At 71.6% G+C, this 22002-nt stretch carries 23 protein-coding genes, 1 tRNA gene and 1 riboswitch; of the genes, 16 read left to right on the top strand and 8 right to left on the bottom strand.

Annotation, left to right across the window (positions count from 1 at the left end):
• From ACZ53K_RS05345 to rdgB, 3 genes are all read left to right on the top strand, one after another.
• Entirely contained in the window at nucleotides 1-165 is a 165-nt protein-coding gene (locus ACZ53K_RS05345) for an SCO1431 family membrane protein (protein WP_468832210.1), read from the top strand.
• 124 nt (nucleotides 166-289) lie between these two features.
• Complete coding sequence (locus ACZ53K_RS05340; RefSeq protein WP_468832209.1) at nucleotides 290-712, top strand: hypothetical protein; 423 nt, start codon at nucleotides 290-292, stop codon at nucleotides 710-712.
• 35 nt (nucleotides 713-747) lie between these two features.
• The gene (rdgB, locus tag ACZ53K_RS05335) at nucleotides 748-1350 is read left to right on the top strand and encodes an RdgB/HAM1 family non-canonical purine NTP pyrophosphatase (RefSeq protein ID WP_468832207.1); all 603 of its coding nucleotides are present in this window, start codon (nucleotides 748-750) and stop codon (nucleotides 1348-1350) included.
• A gap of 48 nt (nucleotides 1351-1398) precedes the next feature.
• Here rdgB and ACZ53K_RS05330 read toward each other — a convergent pair.
• The 4 genes from ACZ53K_RS05330 to ACZ53K_RS05315 form a co-directional block, all read right to left on the bottom strand.
• A tRNA-Leu gene (locus ACZ53K_RS05330) sits at nucleotides 1399-1481 on the bottom strand.
• 50 nt (nucleotides 1482-1531) lie between these two features.
• Nucleotides 1532-2197 carry an HNH endonuclease gene (locus tag ACZ53K_RS05325; protein WP_468832206.1) on the bottom strand — a complete coding sequence of 222 codons (666 nt, stop codon included), beginning with the start codon at nucleotides 2195-2197 and terminating at the stop codon, nucleotides 1532-1534.
• On the bottom strand, nucleotides 2194-2856 hold the full coding sequence (locus ACZ53K_RS05320; protein ID WP_468832205.1) for an HNH endonuclease signature motif containing protein: 663 nt from the start codon (nucleotides 2854-2856) through the stop codon (nucleotides 2194-2196). Before ACZ53K_RS05320 ends, ACZ53K_RS05325 begins: the two co-directional genes overlap by 4 nt.
• A 156-nt stretch (nucleotides 2857-3012) precedes the next feature.
• On the bottom strand, nucleotides 3013-4551 hold the full coding sequence (locus ACZ53K_RS05315; RefSeq protein WP_468832203.1) for an MFS transporter: 1539 nt from the start codon (nucleotides 4549-4551) through the stop codon (nucleotides 3013-3015).
• 534 nt (nucleotides 4552-5085) lie between these two features.
• Here ACZ53K_RS05315 and ACZ53K_RS05310 point away from each other — a divergent pair.
• Both ACZ53K_RS05310 and ACZ53K_RS05305 read left to right on the top strand, forming a co-directional pair.
• Nucleotides 5086-5592, top strand: a complete 507-nt coding sequence (locus ACZ53K_RS05310) for a hypothetical protein (RefSeq protein WP_468832202.1) — start codon at nucleotides 5086-5088, stop codon at nucleotides 5590-5592.
• Nucleotides 5592-6962, top strand: a complete 1371-nt coding sequence (locus ACZ53K_RS05305; protein WP_468832201.1) for a sensor histidine kinase — start codon at nucleotides 5592-5594, stop codon at nucleotides 6960-6962. Before ACZ53K_RS05310 ends, ACZ53K_RS05305 begins: the two co-directional genes overlap by 1 nt.
• Nucleotides 6963-7040: 78 nt before the next feature.
• On the opposite strand, the gene bcp is transcribed toward ACZ53K_RS05305, so the two are convergent.
• Nucleotides 7041-7508: a thioredoxin-dependent thiol peroxidase gene (gene bcp / locus ACZ53K_RS05300; protein WP_468832200.1), complete on the bottom strand. Its 468-nt coding sequence runs from the start codon at nucleotides 7506-7508 to the stop codon at nucleotides 7041-7043.
• A 192-nt stretch (nucleotides 7509-7700) separates the two neighbouring features.
• Here bcp and ACZ53K_RS05295 point away from each other — a divergent pair, with 192 nt between their 5' ends.
• The 3 genes from ACZ53K_RS05295 (at nucleotide 7701) to ACZ53K_RS05285 (ending at nucleotide 8918) form a co-directional block, all read left to right on the top strand.
• Nucleotides 7701-8018 (top strand): DUF3618 domain-containing protein, encoded by a 318-nt coding sequence (locus tag ACZ53K_RS05295; RefSeq protein ID WP_468832199.1) that lies wholly within the window; start codon nucleotides 7701-7703, stop codon nucleotides 8016-8018.
• 92 nt (nucleotides 8019-8110) lie between these two features.
• Nucleotides 8111-8413, top strand: a complete 303-nt coding sequence (locus ACZ53K_RS05290) for a GroES family chaperonin (protein WP_050515252.1) — start codon at nucleotides 8111-8113, stop codon at nucleotides 8411-8413.
• Between the two features lie 78 nt (nucleotides 8414-8491).
• Nucleotides 8492-8563, top strand: a riboswitch (guanidine-III (ykkC-III) riboswitch).
• A gap of 34 nt (nucleotides 8564-8597) precedes the next feature.
• Nucleotides 8598-8918 (top strand): DMT family transporter, encoded by a 321-nt coding sequence (locus ACZ53K_RS05285; protein ID WP_030023730.1) that lies wholly within the window; start codon nucleotides 8598-8600, stop codon nucleotides 8916-8918.
• 72 nt (nucleotides 8919-8990) lie between these two features.
• Here ACZ53K_RS05285 and ACZ53K_RS05280 read toward each other — a convergent pair whose 3' ends face one another.
• Nucleotides 8991-11399, bottom strand: a complete 2409-nt coding sequence (locus ACZ53K_RS05280; protein WP_468832198.1) for a transglycosylase domain-containing protein — start codon at nucleotides 11397-11399, stop codon at nucleotides 8991-8993.
• A 264-nt stretch (nucleotides 11400-11663) separates the two neighbouring features.
• Here ACZ53K_RS05280 and ACZ53K_RS05275 point away from each other — a divergent pair, with 264 nt between their 5' ends.
• The 4 genes from ACZ53K_RS05275 to ACZ53K_RS05260 all read left to right on the top strand — a co-directional run bounded on the left by ACZ53K_RS05275 (nucleotide 11664) and on the right by ACZ53K_RS05260 (nucleotide 15150).
• On the top strand, nucleotides 11664-12494 hold the full coding sequence (locus ACZ53K_RS05275) for an ABC transporter permease (RefSeq protein WP_468832197.1): 831 nt from the start codon (nucleotides 11664-11666) through the stop codon (nucleotides 12492-12494).
• 70 nt (nucleotides 12495-12564) lie between these two features.
• A complete protein-coding gene (locus tag ACZ53K_RS05270; protein ID WP_468832355.1) occupies nucleotides 12565-13329 on the top strand; it encodes an ABC transporter permease in 765 nt (254 codons plus the stop codon).
• Between the two features lie 7 nt (nucleotides 13330-13336).
• On the top strand, nucleotides 13337-14419 hold the full coding sequence (locus tag ACZ53K_RS05265; protein ID WP_468832195.1) for an ABC transporter ATP-binding protein: 1083 nt from the start codon (nucleotides 13337-13339) through the stop codon (nucleotides 14417-14419).
• Nucleotides 14420-14436: 17 nt separating this feature from the next.
• Nucleotides 14437-15150 carry a DUF1707 SHOCT-like domain-containing protein gene (locus ACZ53K_RS05260; RefSeq protein WP_468832194.1) on the top strand — a complete coding sequence of 238 codons (714 nt, stop codon included), beginning with the start codon at nucleotides 14437-14439 and terminating at the stop codon, nucleotides 15148-15150.
• 33 nt (nucleotides 15151-15183) lie between these two features.
• Here ACZ53K_RS05260 and ACZ53K_RS05255 read toward each other — a convergent pair whose 3' ends face one another.
• Nucleotides 15184-16476: an SGNH/GDSL hydrolase family protein gene (locus tag ACZ53K_RS05255; protein WP_468832193.1), complete on the bottom strand. Its 1293-nt coding sequence runs from the start codon at nucleotides 16474-16476 to the stop codon at nucleotides 15184-15186.
• A 262-nt stretch (nucleotides 16477-16738) separates the two neighbouring features.
• On the opposite strand from ACZ53K_RS05255, the gene ACZ53K_RS05250 reads away from it, so the two are divergent.
• From ACZ53K_RS05250 to ACZ53K_RS05235, 4 genes are read left to right on the top strand one after another with little or no spacing between them, the layout of a single operon-like run.
• Nucleotides 16739-18121: a DUF445 domain-containing protein gene (locus ACZ53K_RS05250; protein ID WP_468832192.1), complete on the top strand. Its 1383-nt coding sequence runs from the start codon at nucleotides 16739-16741 to the stop codon at nucleotides 18119-18121.
• 54 nt (nucleotides 18122-18175) lie between these two features.
• A complete protein-coding gene (locus ACZ53K_RS05245) occupies nucleotides 18176-18988 on the top strand; it encodes a class E sortase (RefSeq protein WP_468832190.1) in 813 nt (270 codons plus the stop codon).
• 11 nt (nucleotides 18989-18999) lie between these two features.
• Nucleotides 19000-19221, top strand: coding sequence for a DUF3311 domain-containing protein (locus tag ACZ53K_RS05240; RefSeq protein WP_468832189.1), 222 nt, complete (start codon nucleotides 19000-19002; stop codon nucleotides 19219-19221).
• Nucleotides 19218-20777, top strand: coding sequence for a sodium:solute symporter family protein (locus ACZ53K_RS05235; protein ID WP_468832188.1), 1560 nt, complete (start codon nucleotides 19218-19220; stop codon nucleotides 20775-20777). Before ACZ53K_RS05240 ends, ACZ53K_RS05235 begins: the two co-directional genes overlap by 4 nt.
• On the opposite strand, the gene ACZ53K_RS05230 is transcribed toward ACZ53K_RS05235, so the two are convergent.
• Nucleotides 20755-21861, bottom strand: a complete 1107-nt coding sequence (locus tag ACZ53K_RS05230) for an SCO0930 family lipoprotein (RefSeq protein ID WP_468832187.1) — start codon at nucleotides 21859-21861, stop codon at nucleotides 20755-20757. The two genes, ACZ53K_RS05235 and ACZ53K_RS05230, sit on opposite strands and share 23 nt — an antisense overlap.
• Nucleotides 21862-22002: the final 141 nt, after the last annotated feature.

Genomic DNA, 22002 nt, shown 5'->3' with positions numbered 1-22002 from the left:
ATGTCCACATCCGCTGCCACGGCTGCCGCAGCCGACGCCTCCGTCACCGTGTCCCGGTCCCGCACCGGCGGGCCCAAGGACGACCGCAACCTGCTGGAACACCTCGCCGGCTGGACCCTGGTCGTCGTCCTGGCCATGCTCTTCACCCAGACCGGCCTCATCTGACACACGGGGCAGCCGCCCCGCCTCCCTCCCGGCCCTGGCAACCAAAGCCCGCCCGAAGGCGTTCTCCCTAGTACCAGTACCGCTGCACCGCCCGTGCACGGCACGCCCAGGGGAGGACCGTTCCATGGCACCACGCCGCCATACCGCACTCCGCAGCACCGCGAACCGCCGCCCGGCCACCACCGCGGCCCTCCTGGCGGCCGCCGCCCTGACCGTCCCCCTCCTCGCCGCCTGCGGCGCCGTCGAGAAGGCCGTCGGCTGCGCCAAGACCGCCACGACGTTCGCCAACGACCTGTCCTCCCTCAAACAGGACCTGAGCAACGCCGCCGACAGCCCCCAGGACGCCGAACGCGCCATCGACCGCCTCAACGCGGACCTCGGCAAGATCCAGAAGGCGACGGACGACCCCGACGTCCAAAAGGCGCTCAGCGGCCTCACCGACGCCGTGCACAAGGCCGACGACGCCGTACGCGACGGCAAGGCCCCTGACCTCACCGCACTGCGGGACGCGGCCGGCGCACTCACCAGGAGCTGCGCCACGGGATGAGCGGGCCGGCCGCCGCCCCTGGATAATCGGGCCCCATGAAGCGCCTGATCCTCGCCACCCGCAACGCCGGCAAAGTCACCGAACTCCGCGCCATCCTGGCCGCCGCCGACCTCGACGTCGAACTGGTCGGCGCCGACGCGTACCCGGACGTCCCCGACGTCAAGGAAACCGGCGTCACCTTCGCCGAGAACGCCCTCCTCAAGGCCCACGCCCTCGCCCGGGCCACCGGCCACCCGGCCGTCGCCGACGACTCCGGCCTGTGCGTCGACGTCCTCGGCGGCGCCCCCGGCATCTTCTCCGCCCGCTGGGCCGGCCGGCACGGCGACGACCAGGCCAACCTCGACCTGCTCCTCGCCCAGCTCTCCGACATCGCCGACGGCCACCGCACGGCCCACTTCGCGTGCGCCGCGGCCCTCGCCCTCCCCGACGGCACCGAACGCGTCGTCGAGGGCCGCCTCGAAGGCACCCTCCGCCACACCCCCGCCGGCACCGGCGGCTTTGGCTACGACCCGATCCTGGCGCCCCTCGGCGACACCCGCACCTGCGCCGAACTGACCGCCGACGAGAAGAACGCCATCAGCCATCGCGGCAAGGCGTTCCGGGGGCTGGTGCCGGTGGTGCGGGAGCTGCTGGGCTGAGGCAAGCAGAAGGGCTGCCCCTCTCCGAGGGACAGCCCTTCTGACCAGTGTGGCCGGTGGGATTCGAACCCACACGAGCTAAGCTCACCCGGATCTAAACCGGCGCGCGTCTGCCTTTCCGCCACGGCCACTAGCCGCCAGCCATGGTACCGGCTGGCGGCTTCAGCGGAACACGGAAAGGTCAACGGGCTCCGCGGTGCGGGTTGCCTCCCCTGCACCAGGTGCTGGTCGCCGCATGGCAGTTGGGACACAGCAGGCGGAGGTTCTCGGGCCGGTTGTCGCTCCAGTCGCCGTCGATGTGGTCGATCTCCAGTGTCATCGGCCGACCGTGCCACACCGGGCCGGTTCCGCACTCTGCGCACCGGTCGGCAACGCCGCTTTCCAGCAATGCCCGGCGCAGTTGCGATGCGCCGGTGCGACGACCGGTGGCCTGTTTTCTGAGGATCTCGTGAGCTGGTTTCCTGTTGTGCATCGTCTTCCCCCGCTGGTGGGCCTGGCCCAGAAAGTGGCTGGTGTCGATGCCGTACTCGCGGATCCAACGCCGGAACTGCGCGCGCGTGCAGTAGTTCGATGCCCGGTTCACGTGCCGTAGGGCCGCCGCCACGGAACAGGAGGAGGCGACGGCTGCCTGGAGCGCCGCTTTTGTGGGGCGCGGGTGGGAGCCCCGGCGCCCCACGGCTTCAAAGTGCGAAACGTCGATATCGAAGTGGGCGAAGCGCCGGAGAATGTACCGCTGGACTTGCTGATAGGGGCGGACACCGACGAAGGCGATGACCTCGTCGATGTTCTTGCAGCGGCGAGCGGCCTCTTCGAGCAGTTCCCTCGTGTAGCGCACGCCGCTGCTCATCGCTGTACGCCTGCCCGCGCGCTCCGGGCCTTTTTGCCGCGGCCGCGATAGGAGTCCGTCACCGAATGGCAATTGGGGCAGAGAATCCGGAGGTTCGCCAAGCGGTTGTTGCGCCAATTGCCGTCGATGTGGTCGACCTCCAGCGGGATGGTGCTGCCGCGCCAGTTCGGTCCTGTACCGCACAGCCTGCACACTTCCGTGGCGCCGCGAGCCAGCATCGCCGTCTTCAAGCGGCTGCTCGGCACCCGGCGGGCACCTGCGGCCGGCATCTCCACCAGCAGACCGGCATCGGAGCGACGCCGGGTGGCCCGCCTGGTGCGGCTCTTGCCCGTGAAGTGCGAGGTGTCGATCCCCAGCGCCCGGATCCGGCGGCTGATGTGAGTGTGGTGGCCGCCCACCTCCTCGATTCCGAGGTATCGCAGTACTTCACAGACGTTGGTGGAGGAAGCCACCGCAGGCTCCAGTACTTCTTTGGTCCAGCGTGCGCCCTCGCTCGCGAAGTGCGAGGTATCGATTTTCATCAACCTCATGCGCTCGCGGAGGTACGTACGCCGAGAACCTTTCGGATCCACGCCTAATTTGACCAATGCCTCCGACAACGTCCGAGACGAAGCCGCCACCTCGGTCAAGCGTTCGCGAGTGTAGGGACTGACCGGCATGTGATCCCCCGTCGTTTTTCGGCCGTGTGTTGTGCCCTCGAACTGCCCAACGTCCCCCACCCCACCCGGTTACGCCGAACAGCCCAAAAACCCAAAAAAACGACCGCGGCCCCCGCCCGGCGAGGGCGAGGGCCGCGATGCGGAGTGCGAAGGGATTCAGAACCGCGGGTCCGGCGACTGGGCCGTGACCATTTCCACGGCCTCCTCCTTGGTGGCCACCGCCGGCGGGGAGCCTTCCAGGGGCTGTTGGGCGGTTTCCTTCATGCAGGCTACGGCGATAACGCCGACCAGGGCGGCGCCCATGGCGTAGTAGGCGGGGATCATGTCGTTGCCGCCGAAGCCGTCCATGAGGGCGGTGATGACCAGGGGGGTGGTGCCGCCGAAGAGGGAGACGGCGAGGTTGTAGCCGATGGACAGGGAGCCGTAGCGGACGCTGGTGGGGAAGAGGGCGGGGAGCGCGGCGGACATGGTGCCCAGGAGGCAGACCAGGGAGAGGCCGAGCATCAGCATGCCGGGGATGATCGCGGCCATGCTGCCCTGCTTGACCAGCAGGAAGGCGGGGATGGAGAGGACGAAGAAGCCGAGCATGCCGGCCATGAGCAGGGGCTTGCGGCCGTAGCGGTCGTTGAGTTTGCCGACGCTGCTGATGATGCACATCAGGACGAGCATGGTGCCGATGACGATCAGCAGACCGTGCGCCTCGTCGTAGTGGAGGGTGTCGGTCAGGTAGGTCGGCATGTAGGAGAGCAGCATGTAGTGGCAGATGTTGTACGCGCCGACCAGCGCGATGCACAGGATCAGCATCGGCCACTGCTGCGAGAAGATCTCGCCGAGCTTCTTCTTGGGGGCGTTCTCCGAGAGGTGGGAGAAGTCGGCTTCGGTCTCGGTGAGGGAGGCGTCGCCGTTGTGGGTCTGGGCCGCTTCCAGTTTCTGGAAGGCGGGGGTTTCGTCGAGCTTCATCCGCAGGTAGAGGCCGACCAGGCCGAGCGGTCCGGCGACCAGGAAGGGGATGCGCCAGCCCCAGTCGTGCATGGCGTCGGGGCCGAGCCAGGTGTTGAGGACGAGGACCAGGCCGGCGGCGCCGGTGTAGCCGGCCAGGGTGCCCATCTCCAGGAAGCTGCCGAAGAAGCCGCGCTTCTTGTCGGGCGCGTATTCGGCGATGAAGGTGGAGGCGCCGCCGTACTCGCCGCCGGTGGAGAAGCCCTGGACCATGCGGAAGACGATCAGCAGGATGGGGGCCCACAGGCCGATGCTGGCGTACGAGGGGATCAGGCCGATGCACAGGGTGCCCGCGGCCATCATGATCATGGTGAGGGCGAGGACCTTTTTGCGGCCGATACGGTCGCCGAGGGGGCCGAAGTACGCGCCGCCGATGGGCCGTACGAGGAAGGCGACGGCGAAGGTGGCGAAGGAGGAGAGCAGGCTGGCCGTGTCGCTGCCGCCGGGGAAGAAGACCTTGCCGATGGTGACCGCGAGGTAGCTGTAGATGCCGAAGTCGAACCATTCCATGGCGTTGCCGAGCGCGGCGGCCTTCACGGCGCGTTTGACGACGCGCTCGTCGGTCACCGTGATGTCGGTGCGGCGCAGCCGGGGGTTGCGGCGGCGGGCGACGGCACGGAACAGGTTTCTGTGGCGTTTGAACGCCGCAGGGTCCCGGTCGGTCGTGGGTTCGGCTTCGGTGCTGCCGGTCGGCACGAGTCGAGTCCTCTCGGTCGGTCAGCGCGCTCGATGCGCGGCAGGGGGGTCGCAGCGGTCGTGGGCGTCCTCGTGGCCGGGCGGGCCGTCGGCGGTCGCCGGTGATCACAAAGGTGGTCGTACGACAGGTGCGCCTGCGCACTGGAGCGCGACTCAAACCACTCTGACCCCACAACGCGACGTACGTCACGTAGTCTGCGCCGTCCGGCGCAGCGGTTTCTCCCGGTTTCGTGGTGGATTTCGCCAGGGGTGTGACGGTCGCTGTTACAGAACTGGTACAAGGCCGCGTGGTCACCGAAGTGTCCGGGCAATCAGCCTGTGTGGCGGGGAGGGGAGAGTTGCGGGTATCGAAACCACCCTTATGCTCCGAACCGTTCGTTCTGTGGATACCTGGTGTACGCGTACCCCGCGTACGCGCAGCCCGGTCCGCGCGCGCGTGGGACCTTTACCCGGGCGATCCGCGCGGGTGACGCGTTCGGCCGCGGTGGCCCGTTCCGCGCCGGCACGGGGCCGCTGCCCCGGAAGGAGAAGTTGATGACCGACCGCGAGGGTTCCCGCCGGTTCAGCGGGCGCACCGCCCTGGCGACCTTCGCCGCGGTCACCGCGCTGGCGGCCGGCGGTGTGTGGTTCAGCCAGGCGACGGACCGCGCGTCGGCGGTGGACGCGGCGCCGAAGACGTCGGCGGTGCAGGACGTGAAGTCGGCCGGGAAGGCGACCGGCGGGCTGCCCGGCGTACGCGACTGCGGTTTCGGCGAGCCGGAGATCAAGCCGCAGGTCATCACGTTGACGTGTGCGGATGCCGGCATGGTGGCGACCGGCATCACCTGGCACCGGTACGGCACGGCGGAGGCCGAGGGCAAGGGTGTGGTGCAGGTGGAGAAGGCCGCGGCGGGGGCGGGTGCGGATGCCGGTTTCCCGGCGACGTTCCGGCTGTACGGGGCGAAGACGGTGGACGGCGCGCGGGCCTTCACGGGGCTGGAGGTGACGTACGAGGGCTCGACGCCGCTCGGTGATTCGACGGAGATGTACAACCTCGCGTGATGGGCATCCGGGGCCGGATCGCGCTGGCCATTTCGTGTGTGACGGTGTTGGCGGTGGTGGTGCTGGGGTTCGCGGTGCATCACATCGCGGATGCGGAGCGGGAGCGGTCGGCGCGCTCGTACCAGGACGACCGGCTGAGTTCGGCGCTGCAGATCTATGAGCGGGACGGCACGCTGGCGCTGGGCGCGCAGTTGGACGACGCGACGTTGCCGAGCCCGTTGCGCGCCGCTGTCCTGGAGGGCAAGTCCGGTACGTATGTGAGTCAGGGCGAGGATCCGCGGGTGTGGGCGGCGACCGGGGTGGGCGGTGGTTCCGGAGCCGGTGGTTCCGGGAGTGGTGGTGCAGGGACTGATGGGGCTGGGAGTGGTGATTCCGGGACCGGTGGGCCCCCGGGGCAGCCGCGGACGCTGTCGGTGTCGGCGGCGTTCCCGGACAACGATCCGGCCCAGGAGTCGCTGGACCGGGCGCTGGTGATCGCGGGTATCGGCACGGTGGTGCTGATGGCGGGCGTGTCGTGGTTCGTCTCGCAGCGGCTGTCGCGGCGGCTGCGGCTCAGTGCGGCGGCGGCGCGCCGGATCGCGGCGGGTGAGCCGCCGGACGCGGACGCGCTGGCGGCGGGTGGCCGGGACGAGGTGGCCGAGCTGGGCCGTTCGGTGCATCACATGGCGACGTCGCTGGCGGCGCGGGTGGAGGCGGAGCGCAAGTTCACCGCCGATGTGGCGCACGAGCTGCGTACGCCGGTGGCGGGGTTGGTCGCGGCGGCCGAGCTGCTGCCGCACGAGCGGGCCGTGGAGCTGGTGCGGGACCGGGCGCAGACGATGCGCAGTCTGGTGGAGGATCTGCTGGAGGTGTCCCGGCTGGACGCGGGGGTGGAGTCGGCGCAGCTGGACGCGGTGGATCTGCCGTCGCTGGTGCGCGGCATCGTGGGCCGGGCGGAGCTGGTGCGGGGCATCACGGATGTCGAGGTCGTCGTGGCGGGCCCGGCGCGGGTGGTGGAGACGGACCGGCGCCGGGTGGAGCGGGTGCTGGTCAATCTGCTGGCGAACGCGGCCAAGCACGGCAGGCCGCCGGTGCAGGTGCGGGTCGAGGGCGCGCGGATCGTCGTGCGTGATCACGGGCCCGGGTTTCCGCCGGAGCTGTGTGACGAGGGGCCGCGCCGGTTCCGTACGGCGGCTCCGGAGCGCGGTACGGGGCATGGCCTGGGGCTGACGATCGCGGCCGGGCAGGCGCAGGTGCTGGGCGGCCGGCTGGTGTTCGGTGCGGCCGAGGGCGGCGGTGCCGAGGCGGTGCTGGAGCTGCCGGGTCCGGCGGAGCCGGGGGATGCGGAGCGGGTGCTGGTGGCGGAGCGGGGAGCGGTGGCGGCCTCGTAGGGGCCGTGGGGGGGGGCCGGGGCCGGTGTGTGCGGTCCACCGGCCCCGGCCGCCCGCTGTCGGCCGTCCGGCCGTGGGTTACAGCCCCAGATCCTTGATGATCTTGGCGACGTGGCCGGTGGCCTTCACGTTGTACAGGGCCCGCTCGACCTTGCCCTCCTCGTCCACGATCACCGTGGAGCGGATGACGCCGGTCACGACCTTGCCGTACAGCTTCTTCTCGCCGAAGGCGCCGTAGGCCCGAAGGACCTCCTTGTCGGGGTCGCCCAGCAGGGTGACCGACAGTTCCTCCTTCTCGCGGAACTTCGCGAGCTTCTCCGGCTTGTCGGGGGAGATGCCGATGACGTCGTAGCCGTGGCCGGCCAGGAAGTCGAGGTTGTCGGTGAAGTCGCAGGCCTGCTTGGTGCAGCCGGGGGTCAGCGCGGCCGGGTAGAAGTACACGATGACCTTGCGGCCGCGGTGGTCGGCGAGCGAGACCTGCTTGCCGTCCGCGTCGGGGAGGGTGAAGGCGGGGGCGGTGTCGCCGGGCTGCAGTCGCTCGCTCATGGCTCTCCTTGGGGTGGGCGGCACGCGGGGATCACGTACGGGGTGGCGGGTGCGCGAGCGGGTCGCGCCCCTGATTGCGCTACGCCCCGAGGTTACTGAGGCGCCCGAAAAGGGGGTGCTGTGGGGCGCCGGGGCGGTGGTGCTGACAGACTGTCCGCACGGAGACGGATCGAGACGACCGGAGGCAGCGCGGTGTCGGAAGCCAGGACCCCTGCGCAGATCGAGAAGGACATCGTCCGCAGGCGGCAGGAGCTTGCCGTGACGCTGGACGAGATCGGTGTGCGGCTGCACCCGAAGACGATCATGGGGGACGCGAAGGCGAAGACGGCGGCGGCCGTGGACCGTACGGCGGGGCGGGCGTATGTGGCCGCCAACCGCGCGGTCTCGGACATCCGCGCCCAGTTGGTGGCGGAGGACGGCGCGCCCCGGCTGGAGCGGGTGGTGCCGCTGGCGATGATCGGTGTGGCCGTGGTCGGGCTGCTGGTGGTGGGCTCCCGGCGCCGGCGTTAGCAGGGCGGGCGCTGCCGGGCCGCGCGGCCGGGTACGGTCGTGCCGTGAGCCCGAATAACGCCAAGGACACCCACGACAAGCTGCCCATCCGGATGCTGCACGACCGGGTGCTGGTCCGTACCGACATCGCCGAGGGCGAGCGCCGGTCCACCGGCGGCATCGTCATTCCCGCGACCGCGGCGGTCGGCCGCCGCCTGGCCTGGGCCGAGGTGGTCGCGGTGGGCCAGAGCGTACGGACCGTGGAGCCCGGTGACCGGGTGCTGTACGACCCGGAGGACCGGGCCGAGGTCGAGGTGCGCGGTGTCGCGTACGTGCTGATGCGCGAGCGTGATCTGCACGCGGTGGCGGCGGAGCGCCTGGAGGGCGCCGAGGACGCCACGGGGCTGTATCTGTAGAGGCCGCCGGGCGGTACCCGTAGCGGTACGGCCGTAGGGCGGTGAGGGCGGGCGGTGACCAGGGTCACCGCCCGTTTTGCCTGCCTTTTGCTAGGGTCGGAGGCATCCCGACGAGACGCGCCGTACCGGGTCACGACAAGACGACGCACCCCTGTAGAAGCTCGTTTTCCACGGAGGTGCCGTCATGGCATGGATTCTGCTCGCCGTCGCCGGTCTGCTCGAAGTCGGCTGGTCGATCGGTATGAAGTTCACGGACGGGTTCACCCGGCTGTGGCCCAGTGTCTTCACCGGCGCGGGCATCGTCGCCAGCATGGTGCTGCTCTCTTACGCCGCCCGGACCCTGCCGATCGGCACCGCCTACGGCGTCTGGGTCGGCATCGGCGCGGCCGGTGCCGCGGTCGTCGGCATGCTGGTGCTCGGTGAGCCCGCCACCGCCGCGCGGATCTTCTTCATCTGCCTGCTGCTGGTGGCGGTGGTGGGGCTGAAGATGACGTCCGGCCACTGATCCGGCCGTACGCGCCGCACGGCCCCCGCACGGCCCCGGGGTCGCACAGCCCCCGCACGGTCCGGGGGCCGCTCAGGCTCCCGGGAAGTTCTCCCATCCGCCGTAGCCCCCGTCGTACCCGATGCCGCCTCCCATTCCGCCGCCGCTGCCGCCCCGGCCCCCGCCGATGCCGCCCTCGGTGCCCCCGGTGGGGGGCTCGATGGTGGGCCAGTCGTCGGTGGGCGGGGTGGTCGGCTGCTGGGTCGGGAACGTCGGGAAGCTCGGCCCGGGGGCCGTGGTCGGCCCGCTGGACGGCGGGTAGCCGGTCGGGCCGGTGGGCGGGGCGGTGTCGGCCGGCGGTGCGGTGCTGGTGCTCGGCGACGCGCTGGGCGTGTCGGACGCCGACTCGCTGGGTGCCTGGCTCGCGCCTTCCTCCAGGTCCAGGTCGAAGTCCTTGACCGGTTTGCCCTTGAGGGCGGCCGCGGTGTACTCCGCCCAGATCTCGGCGGGGAAGCCGCCGCCGTTGATCCGGGCCTGGCCCGCCGCGCCGTACAGGGGCTTCTGCGCGCCGGTGTCCGGGTCCTGGCCCAGGACGCCGACGACGGTGGCCAGCTCGGGGGTGTAGCCCGCGAACCAGGCGGCCTTGTCCTTCTCCGCGGTGCCGGTCTTGCCGGCCGCGGGCCGTCCGGCGGCGCGGGCCGCTGCGCCGGTGCCGCCGGGGCTCTCGATGACGCTGCGCAGGATCGAGGTGGTGGTGTCGGCGGCGTTGCGGGGGACCGCGGTCTTCTCGCCGCGGTCCGGCAGTTCGACGGTCTCGCCGCCCTTGGTGGCCTTGCCGACGAGGCTGTAGGCGTGCTGTTTGCCGTGGTTGGCGAGGGTCGCGTAGACCTGCGTCATGTCCAGCACGCTGGGGGTGGCGGTGCCGAGCGAGATGGCGCCCTCGGAGGAGCCGAGGCTCGGGGTGTCCTTGGGGACGCCGAGGTCGATGGCGGTGTCCTTGACCTTCTGCGGGCCGACGTCGACACCCATTTGGGCGTACACGGCGTTGACGGACTTGTCGGTGGCGGTGGAGACGGTGATCGGGCCGTACGAGCGGCCGTCCTCGTTCTCGGGGGCGAAGCCGGTGCGCCGGCCGTCGCTGACGGCCTCGCGCTTGTTGGTGCCGTCGTAGACCGTGTTCGGGGTGATCTTGTTGCCGTCCTGGGTGACGGCGTCGTTGGCGACGGCGGCGGCGAAGACGATCGGCTTGAAGATGGAGCCGACCTGGTAGTCGCGGCGGGTGGCGCTGTTGACGTACTGCTTCGCGTAGTCGATGCCGCCGTACATGGCGACGACGTTGCCGGTGGCGGGGTCGATGGAGGCGCCGCCGGCCCGTACGTAGCGGTCCGCCGGCGAGCTGCCGAGCTGCCGGGTCAGCTTCTCGTCGACGGCGTCGACCAGGGCGTCCTGGCGTTTCCTGTCGATGGTGGTGGTGATGCGGTAGCCGCCGGCCGCCAGCGTCTGATCGTCGATGATCTTGTTGTTGGTCAGGTAGTCCTTGATCGCTTCGACGAGGTAGCCGCGCTGTCCGGACAGGCCGGTGGGCGGCTTGGTCTTGCCGGGCGTGGGGAACTTCAGCGTGGCCCGTTCGGACGCGCTGATCCACTTCTTCTTGACCATGCCGTCCAGGACGTAGTTCCAGCGGTCCTCGGCGCGCTGCCGGTTCTCCGGGTGGGTGGCGACGTCGTAGGCGCTGGGCGCGTTGAGCAGGGTGGCGAGGTAGGCGCCCTCGGCGGTGGTGAGCCGGTCGGAGTTCTTGCTGTAGTACGCCTGGGCCGCGGCCTGGATGCCGTACGCGTTGCGGCCGTAGTAGCTGGTGTTGAGGTAGCCCTCCAGGATCTCGGACTTGCTGCGCTCGCGGTCCAGCTTGATCGCGATGAAGAACTCCTTGGCCTTGCGGGTGAGGGTCTGCTCCTGGCCGAGGTAGTAGTTCTTCACGTACTGCTGGGTGATGGTGGAGCCGGACTGCTTGCCCTTGCCGGTGACGGTGTTCCACGCGGCGCGGAGCATGGCGACCGGGTCGACGGCGGACTCGGAGTAGAAGTCGCGGTCCTCGGCGGCCAGTACGGCTTCCTGGGTGGTCTTCGGCACCTGGCTCAGCGGGACGTTCTCGCGGTTGACCTTGCCGTCGCGGGCGATCTGGCTGCCGTCCGCGTACAGGTAGACGTTGCTCTGCGCCTGGGCGGCCCGGTTGGCGGCGGGGATGGGTACGAGCATGTACCCGGCGACGAGGCCGCCGGCGATCAGCAGCAGGATGAGCAGCAGACCGCCCAGGACCACCCGCCAGGAGGGGATGACGCGCCGCCAGCCGGTGCGCTTGGGCCGTGACGTGGCGGCCTTGCCGCCGGCCGCCGGGCCCTCCGGGGGGTCGTCCTCACCGGCGGCCGGGGGCAACTCGGAGCGCGCGGCCCACCTCGGTACGCGGGGGCCGGCCTTGCCGTCCTGCTGCGGATCGTCGCTCATGTCTGTATGGACTCCTCGGCCGCCGCCGAGGGTTGTACCGCGGCGGATCGGTGACGTGTCGGGCGATTCGCGTCCAAAGCCGGAAAAGGAACTGTCGCCCGATACGAAACTCTCGCATCATGCCCTTCACTCACGAGGGGCGGCGCGCACCTGTGACCGCTCCGTGACCGGCCGAACGGGTCGAAAGTCTCACCGGAACGGGTGAATAAATGCGTGGCCCGGCACCCGCGTCCCGAACTAGGCTCCTGTGCTCCGCGCCCGGACATGGCGCGCCGTCAGGTACGGGAGGTCTCCGGCGTGTTGTACGCAGCCGTCGCGGCTGGCAGCTTCCGGCGCTATGCCACCTACCGTATCGCCACCGTCTCCGGTGTCTTCACCAACACCGTCTTCGGCTTCATCCTCGCCTACACCTACACCGCCCTGTGGACCGAGCGCCCCCACCTGGGCGGATACGACCTGCCGCAGGCGCTGACCTTCGTCTGGACCGGCCAGGCGCTGCTGGCGGCGACCGGGCTGCTCATGGGCGGCGGTCTGGAGGAGCTGCAGGAGCGCATCCGCAGCGGGGACGTCGCCGTCGACCTGTACCGGCCCGCCGATCTCCAGCTGTGGTGGCTGGCCGCGGATCTGGGGCGGGCCGCCTTCCAGCTGCTCGGCCGGGGGCTGGTGCCGATGGCGGTGGGCACGCTGGTCTTTCCCTCGGCGCTGCCCGCCTCCCCGGTGACCTGGCTGCTGTTCCTGGTGTCGGTGGCGCTCGGTGTGGTGGTGGGCTTCGCGCTGCGCTATCTCATGGCGCTGACGTCGTTCTGGCTGCTGGACGGCGCGGGCGTGTCGATGGTCGCCGGGCTGCTGTGCCTGTTCTTCTCGGGGATGGTGCTGCCGCTGAACGTCTTTCCCGGCGGCTTCGGGGAGGCCGTACGGCTGCTGCCGTGGTCCTCGATGCTCCAGGTTCCGGCCGACGTGCTGCTGGGGGTGCACGACGGCGCGGGTGTGGCGTGGGCGCTGGCCTTCCAGGCGGGGTGGGCGGTGGTGCTGCTGGCGGCGGGGCGGCTGGTGCAGTCCGTGGCGACGCGGAAGGTCGTGGTGCAGGGTGGCTGAGGGGCGGGTGCGCGCCGGGGCGGTCGCGCAGTGGGGCGCGGGGCTGCGGGCGTACGGGCTGATCGCGGCGATGTGGATACGCTCCACGCTGGCCTACCGGGCGTCCTTCCTGCTGACCGCGCTCGGCAACTTCGCCGCCACCGGCCTGGATTTCCTGGCCATCCTGCTGATGTTCTCGCACATCACGGCCCTCGGCGGGTTCTCGCTGCCCGAGGTGGCGTTCCTGTACGGCACGTCCGGCGCCGCGCTGGGCCTGGCGGATCTGGTGCTGGGCAGTATGGACCGGCTCGGGTCCCGGGTCAGGGACGGCACGATGGACGTTCTGCTGGTGCGGCCGGTACCGGTCTTCGCGCAGGTCGCGGCGGACCGTTTCGCGCTGCGCCGGCTCGGCCGGATTCTGCAGGCGGCGCTGGTGCTGGGCTGGTCGCTGCCCCGGCTGGAGGTGGACTGGACGCCGGGCAAGGTGCTGCTGGTGCCGTTGATGCTGCTGTGCGGCGCGGTGATCTTCGGGGCGGTCTTCACCATCGGGGCCGCGTTCCAGTTCATCGCGCAGGACGCGGCCGAGGTGCAGAACTCGTTCACGTACGGCGGGACGACGATGCTGCAGTACCCGCCCACCGTCTTCGCCAAGGACCTGGTGCGCGGCGTCACCTTCGTCGTACCGCTGGCCTTCGTCAACTGGCTGCCCGCGCTGCGGCTGCTGGGCCGCGACGATCCGCTCGGGCTGCCGGGCTGGGTGGACTTCCTGGGGCCCGCGGTGGCGGCGCTGATGTGTGTCCTGGCGTGGCTGGCCTGGCGGTCGGGCCTGCGGAACTATCGGAGTACGGGGAGCTGAGGACGGTATGCGGAGCGGGACCGGGGACACGGTGCGGGGCCCGGAGCGGGCCGGCGGCGGGGCGGCGTCCCGTGCTGATGAGGGGCGGCGCGAGCAGGCGTACGGCCCCGGCCCGTCCGGCGGGGAGTCCGGTTTCATCGAGCTGGACGGCGTCGAGAAGGTCTTCCGCGTACGGCGCAGGAAGGGGCGGCTGCGGCGGGTGCGCGAGGAGGTGCGGGCCGTCGACGGCCTCAGCTTCCGTGTGCCGCGCGGCGCGATGGTCGGCTACATCGGCCCGAACGGCGCGGGCAAGTCCACCACCGTCAAGATGCTCACCGGCATCCTGGTGCCGAGCGGCGGACGGCTGCGGGTGGCGGGCATCGACCCGGCGCGCGAACGCACCCGGCTGGCGCGCCGGGTCGGGGTGGTCTTCGGGCAGCGTACGACGCTGTGGTGGGACCTGCCGCTGAAGGACTCCTACGAACTGGTGCGGCGGATGTACCGGATTCCGGACGCCGTGTACCGCCGGAATCTGGAGCGCTGCGTCGAACTGCTCGACCTGGGGAGACTGTTGCCGGTCCCGGTGCGGCAGCTCTCGCTCGGCCAGCGGATGCGCGGTGACATCGCGGCGGCCCTGCTGCACGACCCGGAGGTGCTCTATCTCGACGAGCCGACCATCGGGCTGGACGTGATCAGCAAGGCCAAGGTGCGCGGCTTCCTGCGCGAGGTGAACGCGGAGCGCGGTACCACCGTTCTGCTGACCACCCACGACCTCACCGACATCGAGCAGCTCTGCCACCGGGTGATGGTCATCGACCACGGACGGCTGGTCTACGACGGCGGCCTGGACGGGCTGCACGCCGTCGGCCGCAGCGAACGGACCCTGGTGGTCGATCTGGAACGGGAGCTGCCGCCCATCGAGGGGGTGCCCGGCGCCCGTACGGTCAAGGTCGAAGGGCCGCGGCAGTGGCTGGCGTTCCCGGCCGCACAGAGCGCGGCGCCCATCGTCTCGGCGGTGGCGGAGCGGTATCCGCTGGTCGATCTGTCGGTGCGGGAGCCGGACATCGAGGACGTCATCTCCCGGATGTACGCGGACAACGCGGCGCCATGAGGCATTAATCTGTTCGTATGACTGACGAACTCCCCGAGCTGCGCGCATCGGACGCCGACCGCGACCGGGTCGCCGGAATCCTGCGCGACGCCCTCGCCGAGGGGCGGCTGGCGATGGAGGAGTTCGACGAGCGGCTGACCGCGACGTACGAGGCGCGCACGATCGGCGCCCTGCGGCCGCTGGTCGCCGACCTGCCGCAGACGTTCGACGGCGGCGCGCCGGACACCCGGGCCGCCGGATCCGAGATCACCGGCTGGCGGGAGCGGATCGGTGGTGAGCCGTCCTCCCGCGGGGCCTTCGCCTTCTGGAGCGGCTTCTCCCGCAAGGGACGCTGGACGGCGCCGCGGACCTTCACCGCGGGGGTGTTCCAGGCGGGCGGCGAGATCGACCTGCGCGACGCGCACTTCGAGGCTGCCGAGATCACGGTGCGCTGCTTCGCGCTCATGGGCGGCATCGACGTCGTGGTGCCGCCGGGCGTTGAGGTGCAGGTGACCGGCTGGGGCTTCATGGGCGGCTTCGACAACGGCGACGGCGAGCCGGGGGACCCGGGCGCGCCGCGCGTGAAGATCACCGGGTTCGCGATGATGGGCGGCGTCGGTGTCCGGCGCAAACTGTCCAAGCTGGAGAAGAAGCGGATCAGGCTGGAGCGCGAGCGGCGCGCGGCGCCGGAGCTTCCGGGAGACCCGCGCGGGCCCGAGGTGACGGATCGCTGGCGCAAGGAGCTGGACTGACGGCGCGCGCGGCCCGGGAGACGCCCCGGCGGCTCACAGCGCCGCCCGCGCCGGCCCCTTGAGCTGCCGCAGGCCGACCGCCCGGGCCATCGCCCGGTAGCCCTCGTCGCTCGGGTGCAGATGGTCGCCCGAGTCGTAGCGGGGCCGCATCCGCAGCGGGTCGTGCGGGTCGCGCAGCGCCTTGTCGAAGTCCACGTACTGCCCGTAGACCTCCCCGGCGCGGATCTTCGCGTTGAGGGCCTCCCGTACGGCGTTGAGCTCCGGCCGGTAGCCGCGGTGGCCGCCGAACGGGGTGAGCGTGCTGCCGACGACGCGTATGCCGCGCGCCGTCGCCCGGCGCACGATCTCCCGCATCCCGTCCGCCAGCTCCTCCGGGGCGAGCCGGTGGCGTGACTTGAACAGGTCGTTGAGACCGATCTCGACGACGACCGCCCGCACCCCCGCTCGGGACAGCACGTCGCGCTCCAGCCGGGACAGCACGCTCGGCCCGCCGCTGACCGACCAGCGGTTCGCGTCGGTCAGCAGGCGGTTGCCGCTGATGCCCTGGTTGAGGACGCCGAAGCGGGGCGCGCCCGGCTCGGCGCGCAGCCGGGCGGCGAGGAAGTCCGGCCAGCGGTGGTTGGTGTCGGGGGTGGAGGTGTTGCCGTCGGTGATCGAGTCGCCGATGGCGACGACGCTGCCCTCGGTGTGCGGGCCGCGGACGTCCACGCCGGTCAGGTAGCGCCAGGAGGTGACCTTCTCGGTGTAGGCGGCGCCGGTGGTGTCCGCGGCCCGGTCGCCGTGTGCCAGGTAGGACGTCTGGCGGGCGTGCGGGTGGTAGGTGACGGGTCCGGAGGGCGCCGGGGAGTAGGTGGTGACGAGGAGGTCGGCGGCGGCCGGGACGGTCAGCCGGACCGGGTCGCTGGTGACCGCGCCGCCGGCCGGGATGGTGACGGCGGGCCGTCCGGAGAAGGCCAGCCGCCGTATGGTGCCGGGCGTGGCCGCCGGTTCGCCGGGCACCGCGGCCAGGGCGAGGGAGGCGTGGCTGACGGGCAGCGGGCGGGTGCCGTAGAGGTTGGAGAGGTGGATGCGGGCGCTGGTGCCGCCGATGCTGGTGTGCACGAGGTTGCGTAGGGACCGGCCCGCATAGCCGTCGAGGGCACCGGGCTCGGCGGCGGCCGCGGCGGCCGACCACGTACCGGCCCACTGTGGCGGGGCGGGCGGACGGTCGCCTCCCGCGGAGTCCTGGGTGCCGTCGTCCCCGGTGCTGAGAAGGACCGCGGTGATGACGAGCGCCACCAGCGCCGCGAGGCCGGCGAGCACGGCGCGGCCCACTTTTGTCGACATGTGGGCACAGTCTCCTGGGGCAGGCGGAGCGGCGTGCTCCGGGCGGGCACAGGGCAGCGTGTGATCAGCGGCGCCGTTGCGGTCCGATCGGCCCCTGCATGGTGCCACGCGGGCCGACTGGCCCGCCCGGCGCCCTAAGAGCCGGGCGATCGGGGAACTCGTGGTTCGTTGCCGGAGTAGGACACAGTTGAACGCACGGCCGGCATGAAGCAGGGCATATGCCTGTACGTACGGTGCTGACGGGTTCGAGCGGGTGGAGCGGATGGAACGGACGAAGACGGACGTGGTCCCCGGTGCGGATACGGCCGCGGGACCGGGCGGCACACCGACGGGCGGCGCACACACGGGTACGGGCCGCTTCCGTGGCCCGGTGCCGCCCGGCGGCTTCCCGTACAGCCCCGCCGACGAGGAGAAGCGGCGCGGCGTACGGCGGATGAAGGCCCTGGCGACCGGCCTGCTGCTCGGGGTGGCGCTGATCTACGCCCTCGCCACCTTGGCCAAGGCCGCCGGCGCCGGGGGCTGGGCGGGCTATGTGGCGGCGGCGGCCGAGGCGGGCATGGTCGGCGCGCTGGCCGACTGGTTCGCGGTCACCGCCCTGTTCAAGCGCCCGTTGGGGCTGCCCATCCCGCACACCGCGATCATCCCGACGAAGAAGGACCAGCTCGGGGTCAGCCTCGGCGACTTCGTCGGCGAGAACTTCCTGTCCGGCGAGGTGGTCCGGCAGCGGCTGCGCAAGGTCGGCATCGGCCGCCGGCTGGGCGCCTGGCTCGCCGAACCGAGGAACGCCGACCGGGTGACGGCGGAGCTGTCCACCGCGCTGCGCGGCGCGCTGACTGTGCTGCGCGACTCCGACGTACAGGCGGTGGTCGGCGAGGCGATCACCCGCCGCGCCGACGCGCAGGAGGTGGCGCCGGGCCTCGGCAAGATGCTGGAGAAGGTCGTCGCCGACGACGGGCACCGGCGGGTCGTGGACCTGATCTGCGTACGGGCCCACGACTGGCTGACCTCGCACAGCGACTCCGTGATGACGGCGGTCTCCGGCGGCGCCCCCGGCTGGACGCCGCGCTTCGTGGACCGCAAGGTCGGCGAGCGGGTCTACAAGGAGCTGCTGCGCTTCGTCACCGAGATGCGCGACATGCCCGAACATCCGGCGCGCGGCGCGGTGGACCGTTTCCTCAAGGACTTCGCGAGCGACCTGCAGTCCGACACCGACACCCGGGAGCGGGTGGAGCGCCTGAAGTCGGAGGTGCTGGGGCGCGGCGAGGTGCAGGACCTGATCGCCTCGGCGTGGGGCTCCGTACGCACCATGATCGTGGCCGCCGCCGAGGACGAGCACAGCGAACTGCGGCAGCGCACCCGGTCGGCCCTGCTGTCGCTGGGGCAGCGGCTGGCCCGTGACGGGCGGCTCCAGAACAAGGTCGACGGCTGGCTGGAGGGCGCCGCGGTGTACGTCGTGACGACGTACCGCGACGAGATCACCTCGCTGATCACCGACACCGTCGCGAGCTGGGACGCCGACCACACCTCGAAGAAGATCGAGGCGCACATCGGGCGCGACCTCCAGTTCATCCGGATCAACGGCACGGTCGTCGGCGCGCTCGCCGGGCTGTGCATCTACGCGGTGTCGCGGCTGCTCGGAGGGTAGCGCGCGGGGCGGCGGCCATGGATGTTTCACGCCCCAGGCCCTACCGTGCACCGCGTGCGCGAGCGGATACCGGTGGTGGTGCAGGGGCAGCGACGGCGGCGGCCGCGCGCTGTACGGGTGTTGTGGGCGGGCGCTGAACTGGCGGTGACGTTCGGTGTGGTCGTCCTGCTGCTGGTCGTGCACCAGCTGTACTGGACGAACCGGCAGGCGCAGGCGGGCGTGCGTGACCAGGTGGCGCGGCTGGAACGGCAGTGGGACGCGCAGCGCCCGCCGTCCGCCGAACCGACGCCCGGCGGACCACCGCCCGGCACGGCCGCCTCCCCGGCTCCCGCACCGGCCCCCGGGCGGCCCGGCATCCGCATGAGCCAGGAGTTCCGCAGCACGCTGGAGCGGTCCGCGCCGCCGCGCCCGCGCCGGGACGCCGCGTACGCGGTGCTGCGCATCCCGCGCCTCGGCCTGACCGTTCCCGTCGCCGAGGGCACCAGCAGGTCCGCCGTCCTGAACAAGGGCTACGCGGGCCACTATGCGCACACCGCGCAACCCGGCGAGCAGGGCAACTTCGCCCTCGCCGGGCACCGCAACACCCACGGTGAACCGTTCCGCTTCCTGAACCGGCTGCGGCCCGGCGACACGGTGGAGGTGGTGACCGCGGCCGTCCGCTACACGTACGCGGTCGACCGGATCCTGGCGCGCACCTCGCCCGCCGACGGCACGGTCACCGCCCCGGTCCCGTACAGCACCGCCCACCCGGCCCACCGCTACACCGAGCCGCGCGCCTACCTGACGCTGACGACCTGCACGCCCGAGTACTCCTCCGCTTACCGGCTGGTGGTGTGGGGCCGTCTGACGGGCGCGGCGCCCCGATAGGCTCATCGACTGTGCTGAAACGTCCCACGCTGCTGTGGCTCCTGGTCCCTCACGTGCTCTACCTCGGCGTGCTGCCGCTGGTGAACCGTGTGACGCCGACCGTGTTCGGCCTGCCCTTCCTCGTCTTCTGGATGCTGCTCGCCACCCTGCTGACGCCCGCGTCGGTGTGGCTGGCCTGGCGCGGCGACCGCAAGCGTGCGGCGCGCCGGACCGCGGAGCGGGGTGCGGCATGAACGCCACCATCGCCACCTCCATCTTCGCGGCGTTCATGGTGCTGACGCTGGCCCTGGGCCTGCTGGCGGTCCGCGGCGGCGGGCGCCGCGAGGGCGGGCTCGCCGAATGGTCGGTGGGCGGCCGCAGCCTCGGCACGGTCTTCATCTGGGTGCTGATGGCGGGCGAGAGCTACACCAGCTTCAGCTACCTGGGCGCGGCGGGCTGGGGCTACAACTTCGGCGCCCCGGTCCTGTACGTCCTCGCGTACATGTCCTGCGGCTACGCGCTCGGCTTCGTCGTCGGCCCGATGCTCTGGTCGTACGCCCGCCGGCACGGCCTGGTCGGCATCACCGACCTGGTGGCGCACCGCTACGGGCGGCGCTGGCTCGGCACGGCGGTGGCGATCCTCGCCACCGTCTGCCTGCTGCCGTACATCCAGCTCCAGATCACCGGTATGGGCGTGGTCGTGACGACCATCTCCTACGGGGCGATCAGCCTGAACTGGGCCTACTTCATCGGCTTCGCGGTGACCACCCTCTTCGTCGTGGTCAGCGGGCTGCGCGGCAGCGCGTGGGTGTCGGTCCTCAAGGACATCCTGGTCATCGCGACGCTGGCGTTCCTCGCCGGGTATGTACCGCTGCACTACTTCGACGGGTACGGGCCCTTCCTGGACCGGATCGTCGCCGAGAAGCCGCAGTGGCTGACCTTCCCCGGCCACGAGTCGGGCGGCCTGGGCCAGGGCTGGTTCATCACCACCTCCCTGCTGAACTCGCTGACCGTCGTCATCTTCCCGACGACCGTCGCGGGCTACCTGGGCGCGCGCAACGCCGACGCGCTGCGGCGCAACGCGGTGCTGCTGCCGTTCTACAACGTGCTGCTGTTCGTGCCGATGCTGCTGGGCATGGCGGCCCTGTTCGTGGTGCCGGGGCTGACCGGCGCGGACTCCAATCTGGCGCTGTTCAAGCTGGTGGTGGACTCGCTGCCGGCCTGGCTGGTGGGCGTCACCGGCGTCGCGGCGGCGCTCTCCTCCATCGTGCCGATGGCCGTGTTCATGCTGGTCATCGGCACGATGTGGGGGAGGAGCGTGCTGGGCGCGGTACCCCGGCTGGCGAACCGCCAGAAGCTGTGGTCGCAGCTGGTCGTGGTGGTGGCGGGCGCGCTGGCGCTGCTGCTGACGTACACCGCGCCGAACACCCTCGTACGGCTCTCGCTCATCTCGTACGAGGGGATGGCGCAGCTGGTACCGATGATCCTGCTGGGGCTGGTGTGGCGGCGGCTGACGCTGTACGGGGCCGTCAGCGGCCTGGTCGTGGGCCTGGCGGTGGTCTGCGGGCTGGTCTTCACCGAGCACGACCCGGTGTGGGGCATGAACGCGGGGATCGTGGCGCTCGCGGTGAACCTGGTGGTGGCGCTCGCGGTGACCTGGCTGGGCCCGCGGCCCGTGGACGACCGGCCGGACGCCGAGGTGCTGGCGTCGGACCTGGACCCGGAGGACGGTCCGGGCGCGGCCGTCGCGCCGGGGGACGGCGCGTCGGGAGGCGGCGCGGCCGGGGTCAGCCCGTCGCCGGCGAAGTGATCTTCTTGCCCTCCGGGGAGACGGCGAACCAGGTGCCCATCTTCCCCTGCCCGTTGACGTCGCCGGGCTGCTTGTCGCCGCTGAAGGTGTAGACCGGCCAGCAGTCGACCGCGAGCTGCTTGGTGCCGTCGGGGCGGGTGACGGTGCTGATCAGCTTCCCGGGGATGCCTTCGAGTTTGCTCTTGTCGGCCGGTCCGACGGGTTTCCACGTGTCCAGGCACGCGCCGTTGCAGCCGAACTTCATCGGCCAGGCGCTGTCCTTGTTGAAGCGGTAGACCGTACGGCCCTCCTTGTCGACGAGCAGCTTGCCCAGCTTGGGCTGGTCGAAGACGGAGACGTCGGCGGCCGGCCCGGCGGTGGCCTTCTTGCCGTCGGGGGCGAACGCGTTCCAGGTACCGCCGACGCCGTGGCCCTTGGTGTCGCCGGGGGCGGTGTCCTTGGCGTAGCGGTAGGCGGGCCAGCCGCCGATGGTGAGCTGCTTGGTGCCGTCGGCGCGGGTGACCGAGCCGAGGGCGCTCGCGGCCATGCCGGAGGCGGCGGTGGCGTCGTCGGCGGGGACCGGGGGCCAGGTCGTCGCGCAGGCTCCGGCGCAGGCGGAGTTGGGCGGCTTCGCGGTGTCCTTGTCGAAGCGGTACAGGGACATGCCCTTGCTGTCGGTGACGACGGGGCCCAGTTCGGGGGACTGGCGCAGGGCGAGGGTCTGCGCGGGGGCGCCCTGCGCGGCGGGCCGGGAACTGTCGTCCGACGACCCGTAACCGTCACCGCCGGCCTGACCCTTGCCGGTGCCGTAACCGCCACCGTCGCTGCCCGACCCGTACCCGGCGGAACTGCCGCTGCCCGCCTGGACCTTGTCGTTGGCCACCGGCGCGGCATTGGTGTTGTCACCGGAGCCGCAGGCGGTGGTGAGCGCCATGACGGCGGCGGCCGCCACCGCCAGCGCGGCGTGCCGGCGCTGGGGGTCGGGGCGGCGGGCTGCGGGGCGGGGGTCGGCGGGGCGGGGGCGGTCGGTTCGGGGGTCGGCGGGGCGGGGCTGGGTGGTGCGGGGGCGGGGTTGGTTGGTGTGGGCGTGAGGTTGCGGGGTCATGGGTGTCTCCTTCGGGAGGGGCGGGTGGTGGCGTGCCGGGGGTGTTGTCTGCGGGGTACGCGGGGTGGGGAGCGGGTGTTCAGGCGGGACGGAAGTTGTCATCGGCAGACAGGAACCGCGCCGAAGCGGCGTCCGGACCGG

The sequence above is a fragment of the Streptomyces sp. NPDC033221 genome (genome assembly GCF_055577005.1).
Note: the sequence above shows the minus strand (reverse complement) of the source record. Positions and strands in the feature narration are given on the sequence as shown.